Here is a 24,754-nt window from a genome sequence, read left to right as displayed (position 1 = left end):
GCGGCGGTGCGCCCGCTGCCGGCGGCGGCCGCAACGCGGGCAGCAGCCCGCCGCCCCCGGCACCCGCCGGCCTGCGGGCCGGCGAGGCCCCGGCGCCCGCCCCGGCCGCACCGCCCGCCCCCGCGCCCGCCGCCCAGGTGGCGTACGAGCGCACCCAGCTGGCCAGTGCCGTCGACCTGGCGGCTCCCGGCGGTCCGGGAGCGCCCGCCGACCCCGGCACGCCGCCGTCCGGCGGTCCGGCCGTTCCGCCGCCGCCCGGTCCGGGAGCGCCCGTCGCGCCCGGCGGCGGCTACGGCTACCCGGGCGCGCCCGGGCCCGCCGTCCCGCCCGCGGCGGCGCAGGCCGTGCCGCCCGCGCCCGTCCCCGGGCCGCCGCCCGGCGCCCCGGTGCCGCCCGGCGTGCCCGTGGTGGGGCCGGGCTACATGGCCGCGCTCAGCTACCGGGGCCCGGACGGCTCGGAGCAGAAGCTGCTGCACCGCAGCGAGCCCGGCACCCCGCACCCCGAGTGGAAGATCCTCCAGGACCTGCGCCGGCTGAACGTGCCGCCGGAGCAGGTGTTGGAGCTCTACACCGAGCTGGAGTGCTGCGACCTGCCGGGTGGCTACTGCGACCGGATGATCAAGGCGTCCTGGCCGAACGTCCGGCGCACCAGCACCGCCCCGTACGGCCGGGACCAGCAGTCCCGCCAGGCCGGTATGGCCCAGCTGCTGGACCACCTGGACGAACTGCACCAGCTCGCCTCCGGGGCCCGGCGGGCCCGCCCGGTCCGGGTGCCGCTGCCCCCGCCGGGCAGCGTCCCGGCGCTGCCGCCGCTGCCCCCGCAGCAGCTCTCGCAGGAGCTCGGCCAGTCGTTCGGCCCGAACGTGTTCCGCTTCGAGCAGCGGGCCGTCTCCCGCCAGGGCGTCCCGGAGCCGGTGGCGCAGACCCTGATGTGGGCCGGCCTGCCGCGCGACTTCGGACCGTTCTTCTGGGCCCAGGCCCAGGAGGGCCGCCCGATCCCGACGCTCGCCGAGCTGGCCGCCGAGCGCGGCCTGCCCGGCGGCCCGGACTTCGGCGGCTACCTGGTGCTCGGCAACGACTACGGCCGGCAGCTGTGCGTCCAGTACGGCACCGCCCACGTGGTCGCGGTCGACCTGGAGGGAACCGGCGAGGGTCCGCGGTTCGTCAACAGCGGTGTGCCGGAGTTCGTCCGCTCGATGGCCCTGCTCGGCCGGATGTGGCGGCTCCGGTACGGGCTGACGCCTGACCAGGCCGGTCGCTGGACGACCGACTTCCAGGCCCAGCTCGCCGCGATCGACCCGGCGGCCCTGCAGTCGGCGGACTCCTGGTGGGCCGTCCTGCTGGAGCAGTTCTGGGACGGTCTGCTGTAGCGGACCGTCGCGGAACCCGCGGAACCCGCGGAAGCCCGCGCGCCCGCGGAACTCCGTGGAATCCCAGGGAACTCCGCAGGTGAAAGGGGTCGTGCCGGTCTCCGGGACGACCCCTTCGCCATACCGCTGCGGCTCTGCCTCGTTGGGGTTTTGCCACGATCTGCGCAAAATAGGTCAAGAGGATGGGCTGACCGGCCCGTCTCGTCGCGTTCCGATCCGCCCGCGTGCTGTGCTCACCGCCCGGGCGGGTAGGGGTGTGGCGACCGCGTCCCCGCGCGGCCGTCCGACCGTCCGATCCGACCGAATTCCTGGGCTCCGCAGCCCGCGACACCGAGGGGAAGAAGAGAGCCCATGAGCGACGCCGCTTCTCAGTACGGCTTCACCGTTGCCCGACGCGGCTACGCGCCCGAGCAGGTCGACCGCACCCTGCACGGGCTGACCGCCCAGCGTGACGAGGCCTGGGAACGGCTCAGCGTGCTCGGCGCCGGCATCCGCGAGATGGAGCGCCGCCTCGCCGAGATCGTCCGCTCCGCCGAGGACGCCCCCGCGCCCGACTACGACGTGCTGAGCGACCAGGCGTCCGCCCTCGCCGCGATGGCCGAGAACGAGGCCCGCGCCGTCCGCGAGAAGGCCGAGCGGCACGCCGAGGACCTCCGCGACGAGGTGTACGACGCCGGGCAGGCGCTGGCCGGCGGGGCGACGGAGTTCGCCGCCACCGCCCGCGCCGAGGCCGACCAGTACGCCCGCCGCACCGAGGAGCGCACCCGCGCCGAGGCCGAGAAGCTGCGCGCCGACGCCGACCGGGAGTCCCGGACCACCCGCGACGGCGCCACCGCGTACGCCGCCAAGGTGCGGGTCGCGGCGGCGGAGGCGTCCGAGCAGGCCGAGGCCAAGCTGGCCGAGCTGCGCCGGAACGCGGACGAGATGTTCGCCGACGAGCAGGCCGATGCCGACGCCGCCGACGCCGAGATCGCCGCCACCGCCGAGCGCCGGCTGCGGGAGGCCGAGCAGTTCCGGGAGACCGTGCTCGGGCAGATCAAGCAGTCCGACGCCGAGGCCCAGGCCCGCGCCGACCAGCTGATCGAGCAGGCCCGGCGCGAGGCCGACCGGATCACCGCGGAGAGCGAGGCCGAGCAGCGCGAGTTCGCCGTCCGGTACCAGACCGTGCAGAAGCACCTCGACCACATCAAGGGCACGCTGGCCTCGCTCACCGGCGCGGCGGTCGGCGCCATCGAGCCCGCGGAGGCCGAGGCGCAGGCCGTGGCGGCCGCTCCCGCTGTCCAGGCCGCTCCCGCCGCTGCCTCTGCTGCTGCCGCTCCCGCCGCGCCCGTGGTGGACCCGGACGCGGACACCGGGGAGATCGCGGTGGCGAACCTGCGCAAGGACCTCCCCACCGCGCCGGAGCCGGCCCCCTCGCCGTCCGAGACGGCGACCACCGTGCTGCGGGCCGTCCCCGTCCCCGCCGCCGACGGTGACGCGGCCCTCCCGCCCCGGCCCACCGCGCCGCCGCCCGGCGCCCCGCTGCGCACCGGTCCGGTCCGTCCGGCCGACGGGGAGACGGACGGCCCGGAGGGCGCCGAGGGCCCCGCGGCCGAGACCAAGATCATCCCGAAGATCGTGATCGTGGACGACGGCGTCGACTACGCCACCCCGAACACCGTGGGCTACCGGCGGACCTGATCCGTCCGACCTGATCCGTCCGACCTGATCCGCGCGACCTGATCCAGCCGACCTGTCCCGTCCGACCGGGAAGGCCCCGGCCGCCCCGCCCCGTCCGGGGTGCGGCGGCCGGGGCCTTCCGGTGTCCGAGCCAGTCGCAACCCCCGCGGGGCCGCGGGCGGCTCAGAGCACCTCGACCGCCGCGCCCGAGAGCCGGCGCCGGCAGTCCAGCACGTAGCGGGCGTGCGCGGTGACGGCGTCGTAGTCGAAGTCGTCGTGGTCGGCGAGCAGCACCACCGCGTCCGCCGCCGCGAGCTCCTCGGGCGTCGCCTCCACCCGGCGGACGGCCGCGAAGGGGTCGCCGTGCGGGTCCTGCTCGGCGGCCCGCTGGCCGGGGAGCACCGGCTCCGGCACGTGCACGCCGACCACCACGTGCGGGTCGGCGGCCCGCACCTCGGCGCCCATCCGCGTCAGCAGCTCGGCCACCCGGGCCGCCGGGGTCTCGCGGGCGTCCCCGGTGTTCTTCTTGTACGCCAGCCCGAGCAGCAGCACCCGCGAGCCCTTCACCGAGCGCTGCCGGTCGTTGAGCGCCTCGGTCAGCCGGCGGACCACGTAGTCGGGCATGTGGCTGTTGACGTCGTTCGCCAGCTCCACGAAGCGGAAGGACTGGCCGAGCGCCCGCTCCACCCGCCAGGACAGGTAGGACGGGTCGATCGGCAGGCAGTGCCCGCCGACCCCCGGGCCCGGGGTGAAGCGCAGGTAGCCGAACGGCTTGGTCGAGGCGGCGTCGATCGCCTCCCAGACGTCGATGCCGAGGTCGTGCGCGAACATCGCCAGCTCGTTGACCAGCGCGATGTTGACGTGCCGGAAGGTGTTCTCCAGCAGCTTGGTCAGCTCGGCCTCCTTGCAGGAGGAGACCGGGACGGTCCGCTCGACCAACTGCCCGTAGAAGCCCTCGACCGCCGCCAGCGCCGCCGGGTCGATGCCGGAGACCACCTTGGGGGTGTTCTCCAGCCGCCACTGCGGGTTGCCCGGGTCGATCCGCTCGGGGCTGTAGCCGAGGTGGAAGTCCCGCCCCGCGGTCAGGCCGGAGCCCTCCTCCAGCAGCGGTGCGAGGAGCTCCTCGGTGGTGCCCGGGTAGGTGGTGGACTCCAGCACCACGGTCGCCCCCGGCCGCAGGTGCTGGGCGAGCAGGGCCGCCGACGCCTCGATGAACGACAGGTCGGGCACCCCGTCCCGCAGCGGGGTCGGCACGGTGATCACCGCGATGTCGAACCCGGCCACGTCGGCCGGGTCCGCGGACGGCAGGTACGCGCCGCTCTCCAGCAGGGGCCGCAGCCGCTCGGCGGGGATGTCCTCGACGTACGACTCGCCGACCGCGAGCCGCTTGATGCGGCGCTCGTCGACGTCGTAGCCGATCACCCGGTGGCCCACCTCGGCCGCGCGGACCGCCAGTGGCAGACCCACGTAGCCCTGACCCGCAATGACAACGCGCATGACGAAGTACCCCCTCCATCGCGGCGCCCCCGCGTCCCCTCCGGGGCGCCCCCACACGGTCTTCACAACAGGGTAGGGAGCGGGCCGGGTGTGCGGGGGCTTTCCCGGGATTGCGTCCGGGGTACGGGAGTTGCGGCCCCCGGGACGGCCGCGTGCAGGGCCCGGGCGGCGGGCCGGAACGCGAAGAGGCCGAGACCCGTGGCGCCCTCCAGGAAAGGGCGCCACGGTTCCCGGCGCTTGGGCGGGCGCCCCCACCCAGGGTCGCCCACGCCTCGCACCCCCGACCCCCATCGGGTGTGCGGCTTGCGCCCCCGCAGCCATCCCCCACGGTTGGGTGCGGCGGGCACATTCACCATGGTGCGCGATCTCCATGGACGGGCAGTGACAGGAGTATGTCCAGTTCGTGGCGGATCGCGGAGCCGGGGCGGCCGGGAGTTCGCCCGTGCTTCGTCCCCGTATCGGCCCAGCCCGGGGCGTGCGCCGCGTGAGGGTCGTCGGCGCGGCGTAGGCTGGAGACCCCCGGCCGCTCGGCGTGCCGGGCCGTTCGCGTTGCCCGGCCGGCCTCTGGTGCCCGGGGGCAGCTCCAGCCACGGGACGAAGAAGAGACTCCACATGAGCCTGACCGGACTGCTCGATGTCGTCGCGCGCGACGCGGCCGTCGCCGAGGCGATCGAGGCCGCGACCGCCACCGGAGCCGCGGCCGGGGGCCGCCGCCACCTCGACCTGGTCGGACCGCCCGCCGCCCGGCCGTTCGCCGTCGCCGCGCTGGCCCGGGCGCTGGCCGCCCGCTCGGTCGGGGAGCGCGGCCGGCCGGTCCTCGCGGTGACCGCCACCGGCCGCGAGGCGGAGGACCTGGCCGCCTCGCTGCGCTCCCTGCTGCCGCCCGACGCGGTGGCCGAGTACCCGGCGTGGGAGACGCTGCCGCACGAGCGGCTGTCGCCCCGCTCGGACACCGTCGGCCGCCGGCTGGCCGTTCTGCGCCGGATCGTCCACCCGCGGGCCGAGGACCCGGCGGCGGGACCGGTGCAGGTGATCGTGGCACCGGTGCGCTCGGTGCTGCAGCCCCAGGTGAAGGGCCTCGCCGAACTGGAGCCGGTGGCCGTGCAGCGGGGCGAGTCGCACGACCTGGAGGAGGTGGCCCGCCGGCTGTCGGCCGCCGCCTACTCGCGGGTCGAACTCGTCGAGAAGCGCGGCGAGTTCGCGGTGCGCGGCGGCATCCTGGACGTCTTCCCGCCGACCGAGGAGCACCCGCTGCGGGTGGAGTTCTGGGGCGACGACGTCGAGGAGATCCGCTACTTCAAGGTCGCCGACCAGCGCTCGCTGGAGATCGCCGACCACGGCCTCTGGGCCCCGCCCTGCCGCGAGCTGCTGCTCACCGACGAGGTCCGCGCCCGCGCCGCCGAACTGGCCGCCGAACACCCCGGCCTGGCCGAGATCCTGGACAAGATCGCCGAGGGCATCGCGGTCGAGGGCATGGAGTCGCTGGCGCCCGTCCTGGTCGACGACATGGAGCTGCTGCTGGACGTGCTGCCGGTCGGCTCGGTCGCGGTGGTCTGCGACCCGGAGCGGGTCCGCACCCGGGCCGCCGACCTGGTGGCGACCAGCCAGGAGTTCCTGCACGCCTCCTGGGTGGCGGCGGCGGCCGGCGGCGACCGGCCGATCGACCTGGAGGCGATCGACGTCTCCGCCGCCTCGCTGCGCTCGCTGGCCGACGTCCGGGAGCACGCCGCCGAGATCGGCCTGCCCTGGTGGTCGGTCAGCCCGTTCGCGACCAGCGACGCCTCGGTCAGCGAGGTGCTGGAGTTCGACGCCAACACCCTCACCCTCGGCATGCACGCCGTCGAGGCGTACCGGGGCGACACCGCGCGGGCCATCGCCGACGCCAAGGAGCGGCTGGCCGCCGACTGGCGGGTCGTCATGGTGACCGAGGGCCACGGCCCCGCCAGCCGGCTCGCCGAGGTGCTCGGCAACGAGGGCATCCCGGCACGCCTGGTCGCGGACCTGGCCGAGGCACCCACCCGGGACGTCGTCCACGTCTCCTGCGGCTCGATCGAGCACGGCTTCGTCGACCCGCATCTCAAGCTCACGGTCATCACCGAGACCGACCTCTCCGGCCAGAAGTCCTCCACCAAGGACATGCGGCGGATGCCGTCCCGGCGGCGCAACGCCATCGACCCGCTGGCGCTGGCGGCCGGCGACTACGTCGTCCACGAGGCGCACGGCGTCGGCCGGTACGTCGAGATGGTGCAGCGCACCGTGCAGGGCGCGACCCGCGAGTACCTGGTGCTGGAGTACGCCCCGGCCAAGCGCGGCCACCCCGGCGACCGGCTCTTCGTGCCGACCGACCAGCTCGACCAGGTCACCAAGTACGTCGGCGGCGAGGCTCCCACGCTGCACCGGCTCGGCGGCGCCGACTGGGCGAAGACCAAGCAGCGGGCCAAGAAGGCGGTCAAGGAGATCGCCGCGGACCTGATCAAGCTCTACTCGGCGCGGATGGCCGCCCCCGGGCACACCTTCGGGCCGGACACCCCGTGGCAGCGCGAACTGGAGGACGCCTTCCCGTACGCGGAGACGCCCGACCAGCTGACCACCATCGCCGAGGTCAAGTCGGACATGGAGAAGTCCGTCCCGATGGACCGGCTGATCTGCGGCGACGTCGGCTACGGCAAGACCGAGATCGCCGTCCGGGCGGCCTTCAAGGCGGTGCAGGACGGCAAGCAGGTGGCCGTCCTGGTGCCGACCACGCTGCTGGTCCAGCAGCACTTCTCCACCTTCGCCGAGCGGTACGCCAACTTCCCGGTCGCGGTGCGGGCGCTCTCCCGCTTCCAGACCGACGGCGAGGCGAAGGCCGTGCTGGAGGGGCTGTTCGAGGGCTCGGTGGACGTCGTCATCGGCACCCACCGACTGTTCTCCTCGGAGACCCGCTTCAAGGACCTCGGCCTCGTCATCGTCGACGAGGAGCAGCGCTTCGGCGTCGAGCACAAGGAGCAGCTGAAGAAGCTGCGGGCCAACGTCGACGTGCTGACCATGTCGGCGACCCCGATCCCGCGCACCCTGGAGATGGCCGTCACCGGCATCCGCGAGATGTCCACCATCACCACCCCGCCGGAGGAGCGGCACCCGGTGCTCACCTTCGTCGGCCCGTACGACGAGAAGCAGATCTCGGCCGCGATCCGGCGCGAACTCCTGCGCGAGGGCCAGGTGTTCTACATCCACAACCGCGTCGAGTCGATCGACAGGGCGGCGGCCCGGCTCAAGGAGCTCGTGCCCGAGGCGCGGGTCGCCACCGCGCACGGCCAGATGGGCGAGACCCAGCTGGAGAAGGTCGTCGTCGACTTCTGGGAGAAGGAGTTCGACGTCCTGGTCTCCACCACGATCGTGGAGTCGGGCATCGACATCTCCAACGCCAACACCCTGATCGTCGAACGCGGTGACACCTTCGGCCTCTCCCAGCTGCACCAGCTGCGCGGCCGGGTCGGGCGCGGCCGGGAACGCGGCTACGCGTACATGCTCTACCCGCCGGAGAAGCCGCTCACCGAGACCGCCCACGAGCGGCTGGCCACCATCGCCCAGCACACCGAGATGGGCGCCGGCATGTACGTCGCGATGAAGGACCTGGAGATCCGCGGGGCGGGCAACCTGCTCGGCGGCGAGCAGTCCGGGCACATCGCCGGCGTCGGCTTCGACCTCTACATGCGGATGGTCGGCGAGGCGGTGGCCGAGTTCCGCGAGTCTCTGGCGAACGGCGGCGAGCCGGAGGAGGAGCCGCTGGAGGTCAAGATCGAGCTGCCGGTCGACGCCCACGTGCCGCACGACTACGCGCCCGGCGAGCGGCTCCGGCTCCAGGCGTACCGCTCGATCGCCGCGGTGAACTCGGAGGAGGACATCCAGCAGGTCCGCGACGAACTCGTCGACCGGTACGGCAAGCTGCCCGAGCCGGTGGAGAACCTGCTGCTGGTGGCGGCGCTGCGGCTGTTCGCCCGGCGCTGCGGGATCTCCGACATCACGCTGCAGGGGGCCAACGTCCGCTTCGGTCCGGTCGAGCTGCGGGAGTCGCAGCAGCTGCGGCTGAACCGGCTCTACCCGCGCAGCCAGGTCAAGGCCGCCGCCCAGCAGGTGCTGGTGCCGCGGCCGAGCACCGGACGGATCGGCGGCAAGCCGCTGGTGGGGCGCGAACTGCTGGGGTGGTGCAGCGAGTTCCTGTCGACGATGTTCGACGACCTGGCGGGGGCGGCGAAGCGGTAGGGGCGCTGGGGCTCAGCGGACGGCGGTCTCAGGCACGGGTGCCTGGGGCCGCCGTCCTGTTTCGCCCCCCGGGTGGCCTGGGCGGGCGGATCCGCCATGCCCGGAGGTCGCCGGCTGCCGCTGTGAAGGGCGGCGGAGCGACCGGTACGGCGGGCGGTGGTGGTGAGGGACACGGATTTGTCCCGTTCTCGTTCTCGTCGGCGTCGTGGCGGTTGTGCGAGAAGTCGGGCCGGTCGACGTCTCGCGCGGGCGCGAGCCTTCGGAGGGGGCGCGTCCGGTGGGGGACGCTGCCCCGGGCATGACTTTCGGCAGATCCGGGGCGGTGCCGCGGCTCCGTAGAGTCGGGGGGTGCGTATGCGGAGAGTGGGGCGGTCCCCGGAGTGGGGGCTGCCGGCGGTGGCGTCGGCGGCGGCTGCGGCCGGGGTGGTGAGCCTGTGGTGGGGGCTGTTCGCGATGGCGGCGGCGTTCCTGGCGGGGTGGCGGCTCGGGCGGGCCCGGGCGGCGGTGGCGGTGTTCGCGGGGCTGGTCGCTGTGGGGGTGTTGGCGGCGCTGGTGGTGCCGGAGTGGATCGCGCTGGGCACGAAGTTCGTGGTGCTGGTGGTGTGCACGGCGATGGGCCCGTGGCTGCTGGGCCGGTTCCTGCGGTTGTCGCGGGAGTTGGTGCGGGCCGGTTGGGAGCGGGCCGAGCACCTGGAGCGCGAGCAGCGGTGGGTGGCGGAGCAGGCCCGGTTGCGGGAGCGGGCCCGGATCGCCCGGGACATGCACGACGCGCTCGGGCACGACCTGAGCCTGATCGCCCTGCGCGCGGGTGCGTTGAAGCTGGCACCGGGGCTTGCGGCGCCGCACCGGGAGGCCGCGCAGGAGATCCGGGCGGGTGCCGCTGCCGCCGTCGAACGGCTCGGCGAGGTGATCGGCGTCCTGCGGGACGAGCCGGACGAGGCGGACGGCACCGACGGAACCGATGGGTTCGACACCGCAGGGAGCGGCCCGGCGGACGCGGACGTGCCGCAGTTGGTGGCGGAGGCCGGGGCGGCGGGCCTGGACGTCCGGCTGCGTGTGACGGGTGAACCGGACGGGCTCCTGCCGCGGGCCGTCGAGCACGCCGCGTACCGGGTGGTGCAGGAGGCGTTGACCAATGCCGCCAAGTACGCACCGCGGGCGCGGGTGGACGTCGGGCTGGCGTACGGGCCGGACGGCGTCCGTGTCCGCGTCGCCAACGAACCGACCAACGAACCGAGCGGCGAACGGGGCCGCGGTCCGAGCGGCGAACCGAGTGGCGATCCGGGCGGCGGTCGCGGGCGGACCGGCGGACGCGGGCTGCTCGGCCTGGCCGAACGGGCCCGGCTGACCGGCGGTACCTGTACGCACGGCCCGACGCCCGACGGCGGCTTCGAGGTGGTCGCCCGCCTTCCGTGCAGCCGCCCGGCCGCGCACCCCGTCACCCAGGCCGCGGGAGGCCACCCGGCCCACCCGGCCCGCCCCGTCGCCGTCGAGACCCGCGCCCTGCACCGGGCCCGTCGCCGTCGGGTGGGCCGCACGCTCGCCGCCGTCCTGCTGGTGCCGCTGGCCACCGCCGTGGTGCTGACGGTGGTGCTGCGAGGATGGCTGCTGTACGAGACCGGCCGCTCGGTGCTGGATCCGGTGGGCTACGCGTCGCTGCGAGTGGGGCAGGAACGGGCGGCGGTGGAGCACGTCCTGCCGGACCGTCGACTGCCGCGCCGCGGGCCGGTCGGGCCGGTCGGGCCGGGGGAAGGGGAGGGGGAGGGGCTGGTGTGCGAGTACTACGCGATCGCGGCCGAGCTGTTCGTCGACCGCTCGGGCGATGCGTACCGGCTCTGCTTCCGGGACGGGCGGCTGGTCTCGAAGGACATGCTGGTCGGATGATCCGCACCGGCCGAACGGAACGGGCCGTGCGCCCGGGCGGACCGACGGAGGAGGACGATGAACGGGCCGACCGCCCCCATCCGGGTGCTGATCGCCGACGACGAGCCGCTGGTGCGGGCCGGGGTGCGCGCGGTGCTGGCCACCGACCCGGGGATCGAGATCGTCGCGGAGGCGGGTGACGGGCGGGCCGCGGTCGAACTGGTCCGCAGCCACCGGCCGGACGTCGCCGTGCTCGACATCCGGATGCCCGGGACGGACGGCATCGCCGCCGCCGCCGAGATCCGCCGGACCGGCACCCCGACCGGGATCGTCATGCTGACGACCTTCGGCGAGGACGACTACATCCTGCGGGCCCTCGGCGGCGGCGCCAACGGGTTCCTGATCAAGTCCGGTGAGCCGGAGGAACTGATCGCGGGTGTCCGGGCGGTCGCGGACGGCGCCGCCTACCTGTCACCCAAGGTCGCGGCCCGGGTGGTCGCCCACCTCGCGGCGAGCGGGGCCGGCGGGCCGGCCGGGCGCCGCAACGCCGCCCGGGACCGGGTGGCCGCCCTCACCGCCCGGGAACGCGAGGTGCTGGCGCTGCTGGCCGGCGGGCTGTCCAACGGCCAGATCGCCCGCCGGATCGGGGTGGTGGAGGGCACCGTGAAGGCCCATGTGAGTTCCGTACTGGCCCGCCTCGGGGTGGCCAACCGGGCGGCCGCGGCCGTCCTGGCGCACGAGGCCGGGCTCACCGCGCCGGCCGCGGACGGCCGCTGACGGGGCGAGCAGCAGCGGGCCGACCACGGGCAGGCCGCCCGCCGCGGCCACCGGGCCGGTGGCGAGCGGCAGCAGGGCGAGCAGGACGGCCGCGGTCACCGTGCCGCCGAGGACGGCGCCCGCGAGCACGTCGTGCGGGTAGTGGACGCCAGCGGCGACCCGCAGGGCGGCCGTGGCGGCGCCGACCGGCAGCACGACCAGGGCCGACCGGGGGCGCAGCAGTGCCAGGCCGACCGCCAGCCCGACGGCGAGGGTGGCGTGGTTGCTGGGGAACGACCAGTCGCCGACCGGCGGGCACGCGGAGACCTCCGGCAGCCCGCCGCCGACCGGGCCCGGGGCTCCGGCCCCGGCCGGTTCGCCGCGCAGGGCCCGGCACGGCCGTTCCTCGGCCACGAGCAGCTTCAGCGCCTCGCTCGTCCCGTAGGCGAGCACGGTGCCGAGGCCGGTCAGCAGGACGCCAGCGACCAGGGCGGGGGAGCGGTGGCGCCGTCCGCGCCACCAGGTGAGTACCAGCAGCAGGCCGAGGACGAGCAGGCCGGCCTCGGTCGCGGGTCCGGTCAACGGGGCCACCCAGTGCGGGGCGTCGGCGACCGCCCCGACCGCCGAGCGGTACGCCTCGGCGGACCACCCGCGGGTCACCTCCAGTGGGCCGTTTCCGTCCGCGCCGCGGCCGTCCGGCACCAGCAGTCCGACCGCCCCGGCGCCCGCCGCGAGCAGGGCCACCGCCCCGGCCGTCCGCGCCCCGGGGCCCCGGCCCGCTCCCGCGCCGCTGCCCGGTGGCCTGCCGTCGTTCGTCCGCCCGGTGGCCCTGCCCTCGGGGGTCCTGGTCGTGTTCGTCATGGCCACCGACCGTACGAAGCGGCGGGCCGTGCGACCCGACCCCAAAGTCGGGCCGCGACCTGGACGATCGTCGGGGTTGACGCCGTCGGCGTCCCCCGTGCGGACGGACCCCGGGGGAGCCGCGCGCTGATCCGACGGGAATCGTCGGACACGCCCTAGCCTCGGGAAACGACCCGTCGCACGTGATCCGGAGGCCCGCCATGCGCCGTCGTACCGTCGCCGCAGCAGTTGCGGGTGCCGTCCTGGCCGCCGCGGTCCTGGCCGGGTGTGCGGGCGGGGGGCTGTCGGGCGGGACGGCGGTGGTGCTGGACGGCCGGCGGGTCCCGGTCGGGGCGGTGGAGGCGCGGGTGGCGCAGTTGCGGCACGCGGCGGGCGGGGGTTCGGCGGACGCGCGGGCGCAGCCGGACGGGCTGGCCCGGCGGGCGGTCGCGGAACTCGTCCTCGACGCGGTGGTGGCCCGGGCCGCGGCGGACCGCGGGCTCGTGGTCACGGACGCCGAGGTGGCGGCCGTCCGGGCCGCCGAGGGGCTGCGCCACGGCGGCCCGGAGCAGCTGGCGGCGGCGCTCGCCCGGCAGGGCATCCCGGCGTCCGGCATCGACGACCACCTCCGCCAGCAGCTCGGCATCCGCCGGCTGGTCGACGCGACCGGCCCGGATGCGGGCACCCCGGTCGGCGACGCGGCCGTCCGCGCGGCGCTCGCCGACGCGGCCGGGGCCCTCCACCTGCGCATCAACCCGCGCTACGGCACCTGGGACGCCCGGCGTTCCGTCCTGCTGCCGGACACCCCGCCGTGGTTCCCGGCGCTCGACTGATGGGACGGCCGGGGACGGCCAGGGGGCGGGGACAGGGCGCCCGGCGTCAGCCCGGTCCCGGTGTGCCCTGGCGGCGGCGGTGGGTGGCGGCGCGGCGTTTGGCGAGGGCGGTGCACTTGTAGCAGAGCCAGCCGGGGGCGACCGCGACGACGGTGGCGTTGTGGCAGTCCCGGCCGGCGCACTGGGTGCGCCGCAGTTCGCCGGGCACCCCCGGTGCGCCGGGCACCCCCGGTGCGCCGGGCACCGCCGGTGCCTTGCCCGCGGCGGGGGCGCCCGGGCCCGCCGCCGGGGCGGGCGGGGCGTAGCCGGCGGGCCGGGTGTGGGTGATGAACGGGGCGTGCCGGTCGGTGGCGAAGTCGACGTACTCGACGGCGACGGCGTCGGGCGCGTCGGTGTCGTGGTGGACGGGGCAGTGCTGGCGCAGCCAGCGCAGGGCCTCCAGGTAGGCGAGCGGCTTGAGTTCCCAGACCCACATGGAGCCGCGGTAGGTGGCCAGTCGGCGGCGTCGGGCGGGGGCGGGGATGGGCAGCTGCTCCCACTGGCCCTCGTCGGGGTCGAAGACGCCGCGGTCGCAGCGCTCGCCGGTGTCCTCGTCGAGGGCGACGCAGCGCAGGTCGGCCATCGGGCCGGGGGCGAGCCGGAGCCGGCCGCTGTAGGCGAGGACGTGCCGGATGGGCGGGGCGTCGGCGAGGAGGGCGGGTTCGTCGTCCTGGACGGCCTCCTCGGTGGCGGGCCCGTCCTCGGCCTGGGGGGTGAACCGGCCGTTGTCGATGAGGCCGCGCATCCGTACGCCGAGGGCCTGGACGAGCGGGCGGAGCCGTTCGTCGAGGTCCTCGTGGTCGGCGGCGGGGCAGATGACGGGGTGCGCGAGGCGGCAGTACTGGTCGAGGCGGCCGTAGGAGCCGGGGCGGGCCACGCCGCCGTCGACGGCCCAGCGGTAGCGGCGGGGGATCTGGGACTGCGGGAACTCCATCGGGGTGAGCGGGATGCGCCCGCCGTCGTGCCGGTCGAACCACTCGATGGCGGCGCCGCACCAGCGGCAGGCGCCGACCGCGTGGGAGCGCAGGGTCTTGGACGGGCTGCCGGTGTGGAGCCGTGCGTTGGCGAGGCCGTCGCGCCCCTGCCCGAAGGGCGTCATCCGGACCTCCTGCCCCGTGTTCCGCGGACGTGCACCGCGCTGTTCCGCGGACGTGCACCGCGTCCATCATGCCTGGCCCGCGTCGGCGGCCGGGTAAGTTCACCGGGGTGACGACCTCCACCGGCGCCGCGGGCGCGAAGCTGATCCTGCTCACCACGACCCATCGGGTGGCGCCCGGGCTGCTGTCCTGGCCGGCCTGGGAGGCGTTGCGCGGGGCCGACCGGGTGCTGGTGGGGGACGCGGAGCATCCGCAGCTGGCGGCGGTGCGGCAGGCGGGGGTCGTGGTGGAGGTGGTGCCGGAGTCCTCGGCGCCGGCCCTGGCCCGGCTGCTGACCGGCACGTCCGCGCCCTCTGCACCCTCCGCGCCCTCCGCGCCCTTCGCACCCTCGGAGACGGCCGAGACGGCCCCGCCCGCCTCCGGCACGACGGTCTGGCTGGGCGGCGCGGACGGCGATCCCGGGCTGACGGTGGCGCTGGCGCGGCTGGCGGTGGAGCAGACGGGGGCGGTCCCGGAGCTGGAGGTGCTGCCGGGTTCGTACGACCTGCCGGGGGCGCGGCTGCTGGACCTGGCGTCGGTGATGGACCGGCTGCGCTCGCCGGGGGGTTGTCCGTGGGACGCCGAGCAGACCCATGCCAGCCTGGTGAAGTACCTGGTGGAGGAGGCCTTCGAGCTGGTCGAGGCGATCGAGGACGGGGACCGCGGCACGCTGCGCGAGGAGCTGGGCGACGTCCTGCTCCAGGTGTTCTTCCACTCCCGGATCGCCGAGGAGCACCCGGAGGACCCGTTCTCGATCGACGACGTCGCGGGGGACATCGTCGACAAGCTGGTCTACCGGCACCCGCACGTGTTCGGCGACACCGAGGCGCGGGGCGCGGCCGAGGTGGAGGCGAACTGGGAGGAGCTGAAGGCGGCCGAGAAGTCGGAGCGCGAGTCGGTGCTGGACGGCGTCCCGGCGGGGCTGCCGTCGCTGGCGTACGCGGCGAAGCTGGTCTCGCGGGTGCGGCGCGCGGGCTTCACGGGCGTGGCGGACGAGCCGTACGAGCTGCCGGCGGAGCTGACCGCGGAGTCGGCGGGCCGGCTGCTGCTGGCGGTGGCGCAGCGGGCGCACGACGCCGGGGTGGACGTGGACGCGGCGCTGCGCTCGGCGGCGCGCGGTTACCGGGACGCGGTGCGCGCGGCGGAGGGCCTGGAGCCGTAGCGGTCGGGCTGCAGCCGCCCGGTCGGGCTGCAGCCGTTCGGGGGCCTCAGACGGCCGCCGTCACCTCGATGACGCGGCGCCGGCGCGGTACGACCTCGCCGATGGCCTCGCCGATCAGGGCGAGCAGTTCGGCGAGGCGGTCCAGGTCGAGGTGGGCGGGGAGGTCGGCGAGCGAGACGATGCGCTCGCCGCCGGGCCCGGCCACGCAGAACAGGTCGATCGGGCCGAGGTGCTTCTCGGTGGTGTCGACGAGGGCGGCGACGTCGCTGGGGCGGTGGATGTCGCCGCAGACGCCGACGACGGGACAGCCCGGCCGGTCGAGTTCGGCGGCGAGGTCCTCGGCGATGCCGGGCTTCTGGTCGGCGATGAGCACACCGACGGCGCCCGCGGCGGTGAAGCGGCGGGCGAGGTCGGCGCCCGACCCGCCCTCCAGTACCGCGATGACCACGACTGCCCCGGTTACCCGCATGGGTGGGCTCCTCCCTGTGGGCGGCTCCGCACCGGCGCCCACGACGATGTTGCGGAGGATCGTAGGCAGGTCCTGACCCTCCGCAACAGGGATTACCCCTCAGGTGACCAGGCTCACGCCTGCCGTACCCCGGGGTCACTCCGCGCTCGTGCGTCCCGTCCACCGGATACCGTCGGGCCATGCCCGATCAGCCCGTGCCCCCGACCCCGCACCGCCTGCCCGATCACCCGGGCCACCCCGACCACCCGGACCGCCCGCCGCTCTTCACATGGGAGTTCGCCGCCGACCCGTACCCGGCGTACGCGTGGCTGCGCGAGCACGCGCCGGTGCACCGCACCACGCTGCCCAGCGGGGTCGACGCCTGGCTGGTGACCCGGTACGCGGATGCCCGGCAGGCGCTGGCCGACGGGCGGCTGTCGAAGAACCCGGCGCACCACAGCGAGCAGGCGCACCGCAGCGGGCGGGTCGGCATCCCGGGCGAGCGGCAGGCCGAGCTGATGACGCACCTGCTGAACATCGACCCGCCGGACCACACCCGGCTGCGCCGGCTGGTGTCGAAGGCGTTCACGCCGCGCCGGGTGGCGCAGTTCGAGCCGCGGGTGCAGCAGCTGACCGACCGGCTGATCGACGGGTTCGCGGCCCGGGGCAGTGCGGACCTGATCCACGAGTTCGCGTTCCCGCTGCCGATCTACGCGATCTGCGACCTGCTGGGGGTGCCGCCGGAGGACCAGGACGACTTCCGGGACTGGGCGGGCATGATGATCCGCCACGGCGGCGGTCCGCGCGGGGGTGTCGGCCGGGCGGTCAAGCGGATGCGCTCGTACCTGCTGGAGCTGATCCACCGCAAGCGGGCGGACCTCGGGGACGACCTGATCTCGGGCCTGATCCGGGCGAGCGACCACGGCGAGCACCTCACCGAGAACGAGGCGGCGGCGATGGCGTTCATCCTGCTCTTCGCCGGCTTCGAGACGACCATCAACCTGATCGGCAACGGGATGTACGCGCTGTTCCGCAACCCGGGGCAGCGGGAGCTGCTGCAGGCGTCGGTGGCGCGCGGGGAGAGCGGGCTGCTGGAGACCGGGATCGAGGAGCTGCTGCGCTACGACGGGCCGGTGGAGCTGGCCACCTGGCGGTTCGCGACCCGGCCGCTGTCCATCGGCGGGGTGGACATCCCGGTGGGCGACCCGGTGCTGGTGGTGCTCGCGGCGGCGGACCGCGATCCGGCCCGGTTCTCCGACGAGAACACCCTGGACCTGGCCCGGGCGGACAATCCGCACCTGGGCTTCGGCCACGGCATCCACTACTGCATCGGCGCCCCGCTGGCCCGGTTGGAGGGGCGGACGGCGCTGGCGACGCTGCTCTCCCGGCTGCCGGACGTCGCGCTGGCGGAGCGTCCGGAGAATCTGCGCTGGCGCGGCGGTCTGATTATGCGAGGACTTCGTGAACTCCCCGTGGAATTCACCCCCGAGCAGCAGACTGGGGCCGGTCCGGGAGGGTGAGGCCCGGGTCGGCCCCGCCGAGCCATCCGTATGCTCCCGATGCCGTTCCCGTGCCGCCGCGACACGTTGACGGCGTGTCGGACGAGGGTGAGAACGATCCGCCTGAACCATCATCAAAGCGGACATACGGCCCTCGTTGGTGGGCGATCGAACGGTCTCCGTAATTCGTGCGTGATACCGACGATATGAGCTTGTGATCGGTTCGGGGTTTGTCTACTCTCCGGTTCAGTTCGCAGCTGCGGACCCCGAGCGCGGTACGCCGAATCCTGCCCGCCGCGCCGCCGGGAAGCCGACCAGCACCCATGGGCAGGGGCGGGGGACCCAGGTTTGTTGCCGTCCCCACGGCTTGGGGTGAAGCCGCAGACGCGGAAGTCTCCGCGCGACGCGGCCGGGCCACCTCCCGGTCCGAACCCGACAGCTCACCTCGCAGGCGTACGGAGAGGGACACCTCCATGCTCTTCGTCGGAACCGGCCGCCACCGTCGCCGCACCCAGACCGAGAAGGCCATCGCCGTCGCCGGGGTCACGGGCGTCGGACTCGCCCTGCCCCTGCTCTCCGCCACCGGCGCCTCCGCGGCCCCGGTCAGCACCTGGGACGCCGTCGCCCAGTGCGAGAGCGGCGGCAACTGGTCCATCAACACGGGGAACGGCTACTACGGCGGCCTGCAGTTCGCCTCCAGCACCTGGAAGTCGTTCGGGGGCACCGCCTACGCGCCGCAGGCCAACGAGGCCAGCAAGGCGGAGCAGATCTCGGTCGCCGAGAAGGTGCTCGCCTCGCAGGGGCCCGGCGCCTGGCCGGTCTGCTCCAAGAAGGCCGGCCTGGTCAAGGACAACACCCCGCCCCAGGTCGAGCGCTCCAACGAGGCCCAGAAGGGCGGCGCGAACGAGCGGCCCGCCGCGGCGCCCCAGCAGCCGTCCCAGCAGGCCGCGCCCGCGCAGGAGCGGCCCGCCCAGCCGGTCTTCACCGGCAAGGCCGGCTGGGACGAGCAGTCGCGGGTGTACTGGTACCAGAACGACGGTGCCTGGTACTGGACCAGCCACGCGCGCGTCTACGAGATGTTCGCCGCCTCGAAGGTCGCCCAGGAGGAGGCCGAGGCGTCGAGCGCCGCCGGTGCGGAGGAGGCCGAGGAGGCGCCCGCCGCCGAGGCCGCCCCCGAGGAGCCCGCCGCCCAGGCCGCCCCCGAGGCCCCCGCGACCGCCACCGGTGCCCCCGTCGCCACCGCGACCGGGGCGTCCGCGCAGGACGGCGCGCCCGTCACGGCCGCGCACCCGGCCGAGGGCGCTCCCGCCGCGGTCCAGCCGGCGGCCCCGGCGGCCGACGGCCACGGCTACACCGTCCGCTCGGGTGACACCCTGTCGGCCATCGCCGCCGCCAACGACGTCCGGGGCGGCTGGCCCGCGCTGTACGACGGCAACCGCGGCACGGTCGGCGAGAACCCGGACCTGATCCTCCCGGGCCAGGTGCTGAACCTCGGCTGACGCCGTGCCGGGCCCGGTCCGCCGGCCCGCCGCTCCTCCCGTGCACCGCCCGGCGACGGAGGGGGTCGTTCGGCCCCCTTCGTCCGCTTCTGGGTGCATCCCACGGGTCGGGCAGGTGAATTACCGGTGGGTAGCCGGGCCACACCCTGAGACGGGAGCGAGGTGGACGTGGCCCGGGGAGCCCGTGCGGTTAGGCTCTGGTCGTAACGACTCCGCAATCGTCCCGCCGACCCCACCACCCCGTCAGCAGGACCCTGCTTCCGCCATAGGAGATGCCTCGTGCCGTCCATCGATGTCGTCGTAGCCCGTGAGATCCTCGACTCGCGTGGCAACCCCACGGTCGAGGTCGAGGTCGGCCTCGACGACGGCAGCACCGGCCGTGCCGCCGTTCCGTCGGGTGCCTCGACCGGTGCCTTCGAGGCGCTGGAGCTGCGCGACGGCGACAAGAACCGCTACTTCGGCAAGGGTGTTGAGAAGGCCGTCCTGGCCGTCATCGAGCAGATCGGCCCGGAGCTGGTCGGCTACGACGCCACCGAGCAGCGCCTGATCGACCAGGCCATGCTCGACCTGGACGCCACCCCGGACAAGTCCTCGCTCGGCGCCAACGCCATCCTGGGCGTCTCGCTGGCCGTCGCGCACGCCGCCTCCGAGGCCAGCGACCTGCCGCTGTTCCGCTACCTGGGCGGCCCGAACGCGCACGTCCTGCCCGTCCCGATGATGAACATCCTCAACGGCGGCTCGCACGCGGACTCCAACGTCGACATCCAGGAGTTCATGATCGCCCCGATCGGCGCGGAGTCCTTCTCCGAGGCCGTCCGCTGGGGCGTCGAGGTCTACCACACCCTCAAGGCGGTCCTGAAGGAGCGCGGCCTGTCCACCGGCCTCGGCGACGAGGGCGGCTTCGCCCCGAACCTGGCCTCCAACCGCGAGGCGCTGGACCTCATCACCGAGGCCATCCAGAAGGCCGGCTACGTGCCCGGCCGCGACATCGCGCTGGCCCTGGACGTCGCCGCCTCCGAGTTCTACAAGGACGGCGCCTACCAGTTCGAGGGCAAGGCCCTCTCCGCCGCCGAGCTCATCGCGTACTACGCCGAGCTGGTCGCCGCCTACCCGCTGGTCTCCATCGAGGACCCGCTGGACGAGTCCGACTGGGACGGCTGGAAGGCCATGACCGTCGAGCTGGGCGACAAGGTCCAGCTGGTCGGCGACGACCTGTTCGTCACCAACCCGGCCCGCCTGGCCAAGGGCATCGAGACCGGCACCGCCAACGCGCTGCTGGTGAAGGTCAACCAGATCGGTTCGCTGACCGAGACCCTGGACGCCGTCGAGCTGGCCCAGCGCAACGGCTACCGCTGCATGATGTCGCACCGCTCCGGCGAGACCGAGGACGTCACCATCGCCGACCTGGCCGTCGCCACCAACTGCGGCCAGATCAAGACCGGTGCCCCGGCCCGCTCCGAGCGCGTCGCCAAGTACAACCAGCTGCTGCGCATCGAGGAGATCCTCGACGACGCCGCCGAGTACGCCGGCCGCGGCGCCTTCCCGCGGTTCCGCTCCGCCGAGCAGTAGGCCCGGCAGGCGCGCGGGCGGACACACACCGCTCGTCTCGGTGCCCCGACCGTTCACCCCGTAGGGTGGGCGGCGGGGCACCGTCACGACCGGCGGGCGTTCACGCCCGAGCGGCGGCAGGAGCGGACCAGGAGGGGGCAGCGAGATGACCGGCTGGAGGATCCCGGGCTTCGCCGCCCGGCCCCGGTTCACGAGCCGGGCGACCGTCCTCGTCCTGGTCCTCTGCTCGCTGGTGGCGATCCTCGCCTACCCGACCCGGCAGTTCGTCTCCCAGCGCTCCGAGATCTCGGCGCAGCGCGCCCGGGCCGAGCACGCCCGGCAGCAGGTCGAGCAGCTGCGCCGGGAGAAGACCCGCTGGCAGGACCCGGAGTACGTGAAGGCCCAGGCCCGGGCCCGGCTGCACTACGCGCTGCCGGGGGAGACCCCGTTCGTCTCGGTGGAGCCGGCCGGTCCGGCCGCCGGGCAGCCCACCGGCGGCACCGCCGCCGCGGGCCCGGCCGCGCCGGGCCCGGTGAAGGCCGCCCAGCCCTGGTACACCGCCTTCTGGCGCTCGGTGGACGCCGCCGACGCCGCCGCCCTCGCCGCGCCGCCCGCGGCGCCCCTTCCAACCGCCCCCGCCACCGCCTCCGCTGGAGACAGCTCCCCCCATGACCACTGAGAACCACCCGACCGTCTCCGACTCCGACGTCGCCGCCATCGCCGCCCAGCTCGGCCGCGTCCCGCGCGGCCTGCGCGCGGTGGCGCACCGCTGCCCGTGCGGCAACCCCGACGTCGTGGAGACGGCCCCCCGGCTCCCGGACGGCACGCCGTTCCCGACGCTCTACTACCTGACCTGCCCCAAGGCCGCCTCGCTGATCGGCACCCTGGAGGCGGACGGCGTGATGAAGGAGCAGAGCGCCCGGCTGGCCGAGGACCCGGAGCTGGCGGCGGCCTACCAGAATGCGCACGAGGACTACATCGCCCGCCGGGACGCCATCGAGGTGCTGGAGGGCTTCCCGAGCGCCGGCGGCATGCCGGACCGGGTCAAGTGCCTGCACGTGCTGGCCGGCCACTCGCTGGCGGCCGGACCGGGCGTCAACCCGCTCGGCGACGAGGCGCTCGGCATGCTGGAGGACTGGTGGGCCAAGGGCCCGTGCGTCTCCGCCGCCGAGGTCGAGGAGGCCGGCGCGCGGGTGGCGCGCAACCGCGCCAAGGAGCAGGACCACGCCGCGGTGATCGCCGCCAAGGAGCAGAAGACCGCCGAGCGCGCCGCGAAGAAGCGGGCCGCCGACGCCGAGGGGGCCGGGGAATGACGACGACGCGGGTCGCCGCGATCGACTGCGGCACCAACTCGATCCGGCTGCTGGTGGCCGACCTCGACCCGGAGACCGGCGCGATCACCGACCTGGACCGCCGGATGGTGATCAACCGGCTCGGCCAGGGCGTCGACCGCACCGGCCGGCTCCACCCGGACGCGCTGGAGCGCACCTTCGCCGCCTGCCGCCAGTACGCGGAGGTCGTCGCCGGGTACGGCGTCGGCCCGGAGCACCTGCGCTTCGTCGCCACCAGCGCCTCCCGGGACGCCGAGAACAGCGAGGAGTACGCCCAGGGCGTGTTCGACGCCCTCGGGGTGCGCCCCGAGGTGGTCAGCGGCGAGGAGGAGGCCCACCTCTCCTTCGTCGGCGCGACCAAGGAGCTGACCGGCGGCCAGTTCCCCGCCCCGTACCTGGTCTTCGACCTGGGCGGCGGCTCCACCGAGTTCGTCCTGGGCAGTGCGGACGTGCAGGCGGCCCGCTCGGTGGACCTCGGCTGCGTCCGGCTGACCGAGCGGCACTTCGACGGCGCCGAGCTGCCCTCGGGCGAGCAGATCGCCGCGGCCAAGGAGCACATCCGGGCCGAGCTGGACCGCGCCGAGGAGGTCGTCCCGCTGAAGGGCGCGGCGACCCTGGTCGGCCTGGCCGGCACGGTCACCACGATCTCCGCGATCGCCCAGGACCTGCCCGGCTACGACTCCGAGGCGATCCACCACTCCCGGATCCCCCGGGACCGGGTGGCGCAGATCGCGGGCGAGCTGCTGACCTCGACCCACGACCAGCGCGCGGCCATCCCGTCGATGCACCCGGGCCGGGTGGACGTGATCGCCGCCGGGGCGCTGGAGCTGCTGGAGATCATGGAGCGCACCGGCGCCGAGGAACTCGTCGTCAGCGAGCACGACATCCTGGACGGCATCGCCTGGAGCATCGCGGCCCGCGCGGCCGGCGGTGACGCCCGCTGACCTGCTGCGGGGCTTACTCCCACCGGCCTCGGAGCCCCTTCGCGGGGCCCGGGGCCGGGGCGCGCCCGGGCCGCGCGGGAAAGTTCGTGAATTTCTTCACATGACGATCCCGTCATTCGTCACACTGGCGCGCCCGCTACGTCCGATATGTGGGACCGAAGGCTCGCTCGGCGTGACGATCGCTGGATCGCAGGCGAGTCTGCCATGTGGGTTTGAGAATCGAAATCAGAGGCGGGAACCCGGGCGCGATATGGATCGTTGCTGCTCAGCAGGGTGGTTCGAACGCACGTACTCACGACGGCCGGGTGGCGGCGGTGAGGAGGGGGGCCGGGTCGGCACAAAGGGCCGCGTAGTGTAGCAGAGGGTGTCCAGGGGCTTGTGAGCGGGCTCACGAAGGCTGCTCCGAACGGTGCTGGATACTTTCCGATATGAGCACCACGGAGCGTCCTCGCATCCTCATTGTCGGCGGTGGTTACGTCGGCCTGTATGCCGCGATGCGCATCCTCAAGAAGATGCGCTACGGGGAGGCGACCGTCACGGTCGTCGACCCGCGGTCGTACATGACGTACCTGCCCTTCCTTCCCGAGGCGGCCGGCGGCAACGTCGCGCCCCGCAACCTCGTCGCCCCGCTGCGGAGCGCCCTCAAGAAGGCGGAGGTGCTCACCGGTCACGTGACCGGCGTGGACCACGCCCGTAAGGTCGCCACCATCCAGCCGGCGGCCGGCGACTCGTACGAGCTGCCCTTCGAGTACCTGGTCGTCGCGACCGGCTCGGTCTCCCGTACCTTCCCGATCCCGGGTCTGGCGGAGCACGGCATCGGCATGAAGACGGTCGAGGAGGCCATCAGCCTCCGCAACCACGTCATGTCGCAGCTGGACCGTGCCGAGTCCACCACCGACGAGGCGGTCCGCCGCAAGGCGCTGACCTTCGTCGTGGTCGGCGGCGGCTTCGCCGGCGTCGAGACGATCGCCGAGATCGAGGACATGGCGCGCGACGCCGCCAAGATCTACAAGACCGTCAGCCGCGACGACATGCGCTTCATCCTGGTCGAGGCGGCCAACCGCATCCTCCCGGAGATGGGCCCGGACCTCGGTCTGTGGACCAAGGAGAAGCTCGAAGAGCGCAACATCGAGATCTACATCGAGACCTCGATGGACTCCTGCGTCGACCAGCACGTCGTGCTGAAGAACGGCGTCGAGGCCGATGCGTCCACCATCGTGTGGACCGCCGGTGTGAAGCCGAACCCGGTGCTGGCCAACTTCGGCCTGCCGCTGGGCCCGCGCGGCCACGTCGACACCGCCCCGACCCTCCAGGTCAAGGGCTTCGACTACGTCTGGTCGGCCGGCGACAACGCCCAGGTGCCGGACCTCGCCGCGGGCGAGGGCGCCTGGTGCCCGCCGAACGCCCAGCACGCCGTCCGCCAGGCCGCCGTCCTCGGTGACAACGTCATCGCCGGGATGCGGGGCTTCCCGCAGGCCGAGTACAAGCACAAGAACCTCGGTGCGGTCGCCGGTCTCGGCCTGCACAAGGGCGTGGCGATCCTCTTCGGCAAGTACAAGCTGAAGGGCCGTCCGGCCTGGTGGTTCCACCGCCTGTACCACGGCGCCATGGTCCCCACCATGAACCGCAAGGTCCGCGTCTTCACCGACTGGACGCTGGCGGTCTTCCTGAAGCGCGAGGCCGTCGGCCTGTCGCAGATGGAGAAGCCGTTCGAGGCGTTCCAGGAGGCGGCGGCGCCCGCGCCGAAGCCCGTCGAGGCCGCCAAGCCGGTGGCCGAGAAGGAGCTCGCCGGCAAGTAAGCGACTGCGACCCCGGTGTGGGAGCACCGGGGTATGAGTCGGAGGCCCTCCGCCCGGCAGTGTCGCCGGACCACGACCTCCGTGGTGCTCAGCCGGTTGTGCGACCGGGCGGAGTACAGAAGTACGACAGGACCCCCACCGAAACCCTCCGGTGGGGGTCCTGCCGTTCGCGCCTCCGGTCGTGGGCGCCCGGCGCGGGGGGGGGGGCCCGCGGGGGGGTTGGGGGTTGTTTGGAGCCCCCTGTTGGAGCACGGCGGCCCCGCGGGGCGGCCCCCCCGCCCCGACC

Annotated in this window: 16 protein-coding genes, 2 pseudogenes and 1 riboswitch; of the genes and pseudogenes, 14 read left to right on the top strand and 4 right to left on the bottom strand. The window is 74.6% G+C overall.

Translation table 11 applies throughout. The features are described from left to right. Positions 1-1,370 (top strand): SUKH-4 family immunity protein (locus ACWGB8_RS27645; RefSeq protein ID WP_452216326.1); only part of this gene is annotated, 1,370 nt, incomplete at its 5' end. 351 nt (positions 1,371-1,721) lie between these two features. Continuing rightward, positions 1,722-3,050 (top strand): hypothetical protein, encoded by a 1,329-nt coding sequence (locus tag ACWGB8_RS27640; protein ID WP_452216325.1) that lies wholly within the window; start codon positions 1,722-1,724, stop codon positions 3,048-3,050. Positions 3,051-3,212: 162 nt separating this feature from the next. Here the strand turns inward: ACWGB8_RS27640 and ACWGB8_RS27635 are convergent, their stop codons facing one another. Then, entirely contained in the window at positions 3,213-4,526 is a 1,314-nt protein-coding gene (locus ACWGB8_RS27635; protein ID WP_452216324.1) for a nucleotide sugar dehydrogenase, read from the bottom strand. 612 nt (positions 4,527-5,138) lie between these two features. Here ACWGB8_RS27635 and mfd point away from each other — a divergent pair. The 3 genes from mfd to ACWGB8_RS27620 all read left to right on the top strand — a co-directional run bounded on the left by mfd (position 5,139) and on the right by ACWGB8_RS27620 (position 11,411). Beyond that, the gene (gene mfd / locus ACWGB8_RS27630) at positions 5,139-8,771 is read left to right on the top strand and encodes a transcription-repair coupling factor (protein WP_452216323.1); all 3,633 of its coding nucleotides are present in this window, start codon (positions 5,139-5,141) and stop codon (positions 8,769-8,771) included. A 354-nt stretch (positions 8,772-9,125) separates the two neighbouring features. Continuing rightward, positions 9,126-10,655: a sensor histidine kinase gene (locus ACWGB8_RS27625; protein WP_452216327.1), complete on the top strand. Its 1,530-nt coding sequence runs from the start codon at positions 9,126-9,128 to the stop codon at positions 10,653-10,655. A 57-nt stretch (positions 10,656-10,712) separates the two neighbouring features. After that, positions 10,713-11,411, top strand: a complete 699-nt coding sequence (locus ACWGB8_RS27620; RefSeq protein ID WP_452216322.1) for a response regulator — start codon at positions 10,713-10,715, stop codon at positions 11,409-11,411. A 138-nt stretch (positions 11,412-11,549) separates the two neighbouring features. Here the strand turns inward: ACWGB8_RS27620 and ACWGB8_RS27615 are convergent. Next, positions 11,550-12,251 (bottom strand): annotated as a pseudogene (locus ACWGB8_RS27615) (phosphatase PAP2 family protein); the annotation flags it as partial. Positions 12,252-12,451: 200 nt separating this feature from the next. On the opposite strand from ACWGB8_RS27615, the gene ACWGB8_RS27610 reads away from it, so the two are divergent. Beyond that, the gene (locus ACWGB8_RS27610) at positions 12,452-13,063 is read left to right on the top strand and encodes a SurA N-terminal domain-containing protein (protein WP_452216321.1); all 612 of its coding nucleotides are present in this window, start codon (positions 12,452-12,454) and stop codon (positions 13,061-13,063) included. A 46-nt stretch (positions 13,064-13,109) separates the two neighbouring features. Here the strand turns inward: ACWGB8_RS27610 and ACWGB8_RS27605 are convergent, their stop codons facing one another. Further along, positions 13,110-14,201 (bottom strand): DUF6083 domain-containing protein, encoded by a 1,092-nt coding sequence (locus ACWGB8_RS27605; protein WP_452216320.1) that lies wholly within the window; start codon positions 14,199-14,201, stop codon positions 13,110-13,112. A 68-nt stretch (positions 14,202-14,269) separates the two neighbouring features. On the opposite strand from ACWGB8_RS27605, the gene ACWGB8_RS27600 reads away from it, so the two are divergent. Beyond that, positions 14,270-15,400 (top strand): MazG family protein, encoded by a 1,131-nt coding sequence (locus ACWGB8_RS27600; protein WP_452216319.1) that lies wholly within the window; start codon positions 14,270-14,272, stop codon positions 15,398-15,400. 46 nt (positions 15,401-15,446) lie between these two features. On the opposite strand, the gene ACWGB8_RS27595 is transcribed toward ACWGB8_RS27600, so the two are convergent. After that, on the bottom strand, positions 15,447-15,869 hold the full coding sequence (locus ACWGB8_RS27595; RefSeq protein ID WP_452216318.1) for an SDR family NAD(P)-dependent oxidoreductase: 423 nt from the start codon (positions 15,867-15,869) through the stop codon (positions 15,447-15,449). A gap of 179 nt (positions 15,870-16,048) precedes the next feature. On the opposite strand from ACWGB8_RS27595, the gene ACWGB8_RS27590 reads away from it, so the two are divergent. From ACWGB8_RS27590 to ACWGB8_RS27560, 7 genes and pseudogenes are all read left to right on the top strand, one after another. Next, on the top strand, positions 16,049-17,368 hold the full coding sequence (locus ACWGB8_RS27590; protein ID WP_452216317.1) for a cytochrome P450 family protein: 1,320 nt from the start codon (positions 16,049-16,051) through the stop codon (positions 17,366-17,368). A gap of 287 nt (positions 17,369-17,655) precedes the next feature. Beyond that, a riboswitch (cyclic di-AMP (ydaO/yuaA leader) is annotated at positions 17,656-17,815 on the top strand. Positions 17,816-17,820: 5 nt separating this feature from the next. Then, entirely contained in the window at positions 17,821-18,846 is a 1,026-nt protein-coding gene (locus ACWGB8_RS27585; protein ID WP_452216316.1) for a transglycosylase family protein, read from the top strand. 279 nt (positions 18,847-19,125) lie between these two features. Beyond that, positions 19,126-20,415, top strand: a complete 1,290-nt coding sequence (gene eno, locus ACWGB8_RS27580; RefSeq protein WP_452216315.1) for a phosphopyruvate hydratase — start codon at positions 19,126-19,128, stop codon at positions 20,413-20,415. 145 nt (positions 20,416-20,560) lie between these two features. Next, complete coding sequence (locus tag ACWGB8_RS27575) at positions 20,561-21,073, top strand: FtsB family cell division protein (RefSeq protein WP_452216314.1); 513 nt, start codon at positions 20,561-20,563, stop codon at positions 21,071-21,073. Continuing rightward, positions 21,045-21,566, top strand: a pseudogene (locus tag ACWGB8_RS27570) (DUF501 domain-containing protein); the annotation flags it as partial. The gene ACWGB8_RS27575 and the pseudogene ACWGB8_RS27570, both read left to right, overlap by 29 nt. Positions 21,567-21,703: 137 nt before the next feature. Continuing rightward, positions 21,704-22,669 carry a Ppx/GppA phosphatase family protein gene (locus ACWGB8_RS27565; RefSeq protein WP_452216313.1) on the top strand — a complete coding sequence of 322 codons (966 nt, stop codon included), beginning with the start codon at positions 21,704-21,706 and terminating at the stop codon, positions 22,667-22,669. 428 nt (positions 22,670-23,097) lie between these two features. After that, entirely contained in the window at positions 23,098-24,468 is a 1,371-nt protein-coding gene (locus ACWGB8_RS27560; RefSeq protein WP_452216312.1) for an NAD(P)/FAD-dependent oxidoreductase, read from the top strand. Positions 24,469-24,754 lie beyond the last annotated feature (286 nt).

The sequence above is a fragment of the Kitasatospora sp. NPDC054939 genome (assembly GCF_053610105.1).
This window is presented reverse-complemented; position numbering and strand designations above follow the sequence as displayed.

Bases quoted from the DNA above. Each gene is read 5' to 3' on its own strand.
- ACWGB8_RS27640 (WP_452216325.1), top strand. From the start codon at position 1,722: ATGAGCGACGCCGCTTCTCAGTACGGCTTCACCGTTGCCCGACGCGGC.
- ACWGB8_RS27635 (WP_452216324.1), bottom strand. From the start codon at position 4,526: ATGCGCGTTGTCATTGCGGGTCAGGGCTACGTGGGTCTGCCACTGGCG.
- mfd (WP_452216323.1), top strand. From the start codon at position 5,139: ATGAGCCTGACCGGACTGCTCGATGTCGTCGCGCGCGACGCGGCCGTC.
- ACWGB8_RS27625 (WP_452216327.1), top strand. From the start codon at position 9,126: ATGCGGAGAGTGGGGCGGTCCCCGGAGTGGGGGCTGCCGGCGGTGGCG.
- ACWGB8_RS27620 (WP_452216322.1), top strand. From the start codon at position 10,713: ATGAACGGGCCGACCGCCCCCATCCGGGTGCTGATCGCCGACGACGAG.
- ACWGB8_RS27610 (WP_452216321.1), top strand. From the start codon at position 12,452: ATGCGCCGTCGTACCGTCGCCGCAGCAGTTGCGGGTGCCGTCCTGGCC.
- ACWGB8_RS27605 (WP_452216320.1), bottom strand. From the start codon at position 14,201: ATGACGCCCTTCGGGCAGGGGCGCGACGGCCTCGCCAACGCACGGCTC.
- ACWGB8_RS27600 (WP_452216319.1), top strand. From the start codon at position 14,270: ATGCCTGGCCCGCGTCGGCGGCCGGGTAAGTTCACCGGGGTGACGACC.
- ACWGB8_RS27595 (WP_452216318.1), bottom strand. From the start codon at position 15,869: ATGCGGGTAACCGGGGCAGTCGTGGTCATCGCGGTACTGGAGGGCGGG.
- ACWGB8_RS27590 (WP_452216317.1), top strand. From the start codon at position 16,049: ATGCCCGATCAGCCCGTGCCCCCGACCCCGCACCGCCTGCCCGATCAC.
- ACWGB8_RS27585 (WP_452216316.1), top strand. From the start codon at position 17,821: ATGCTCTTCGTCGGAACCGGCCGCCACCGTCGCCGCACCCAGACCGAG.
- ACWGB8_RS27575 (WP_452216314.1), top strand. From the start codon at position 20,561: ATGACCGGCTGGAGGATCCCGGGCTTCGCCGCCCGGCCCCGGTTCACG.
- ACWGB8_RS27565 (WP_452216313.1), top strand. From the start codon at position 21,704: ATGACGACGACGCGGGTCGCCGCGATCGACTGCGGCACCAACTCGATC.
- ACWGB8_RS27560 (WP_452216312.1), top strand. From the start codon at position 23,098: ATGAGCACCACGGAGCGTCCTCGCATCCTCATTGTCGGCGGTGGTTAC.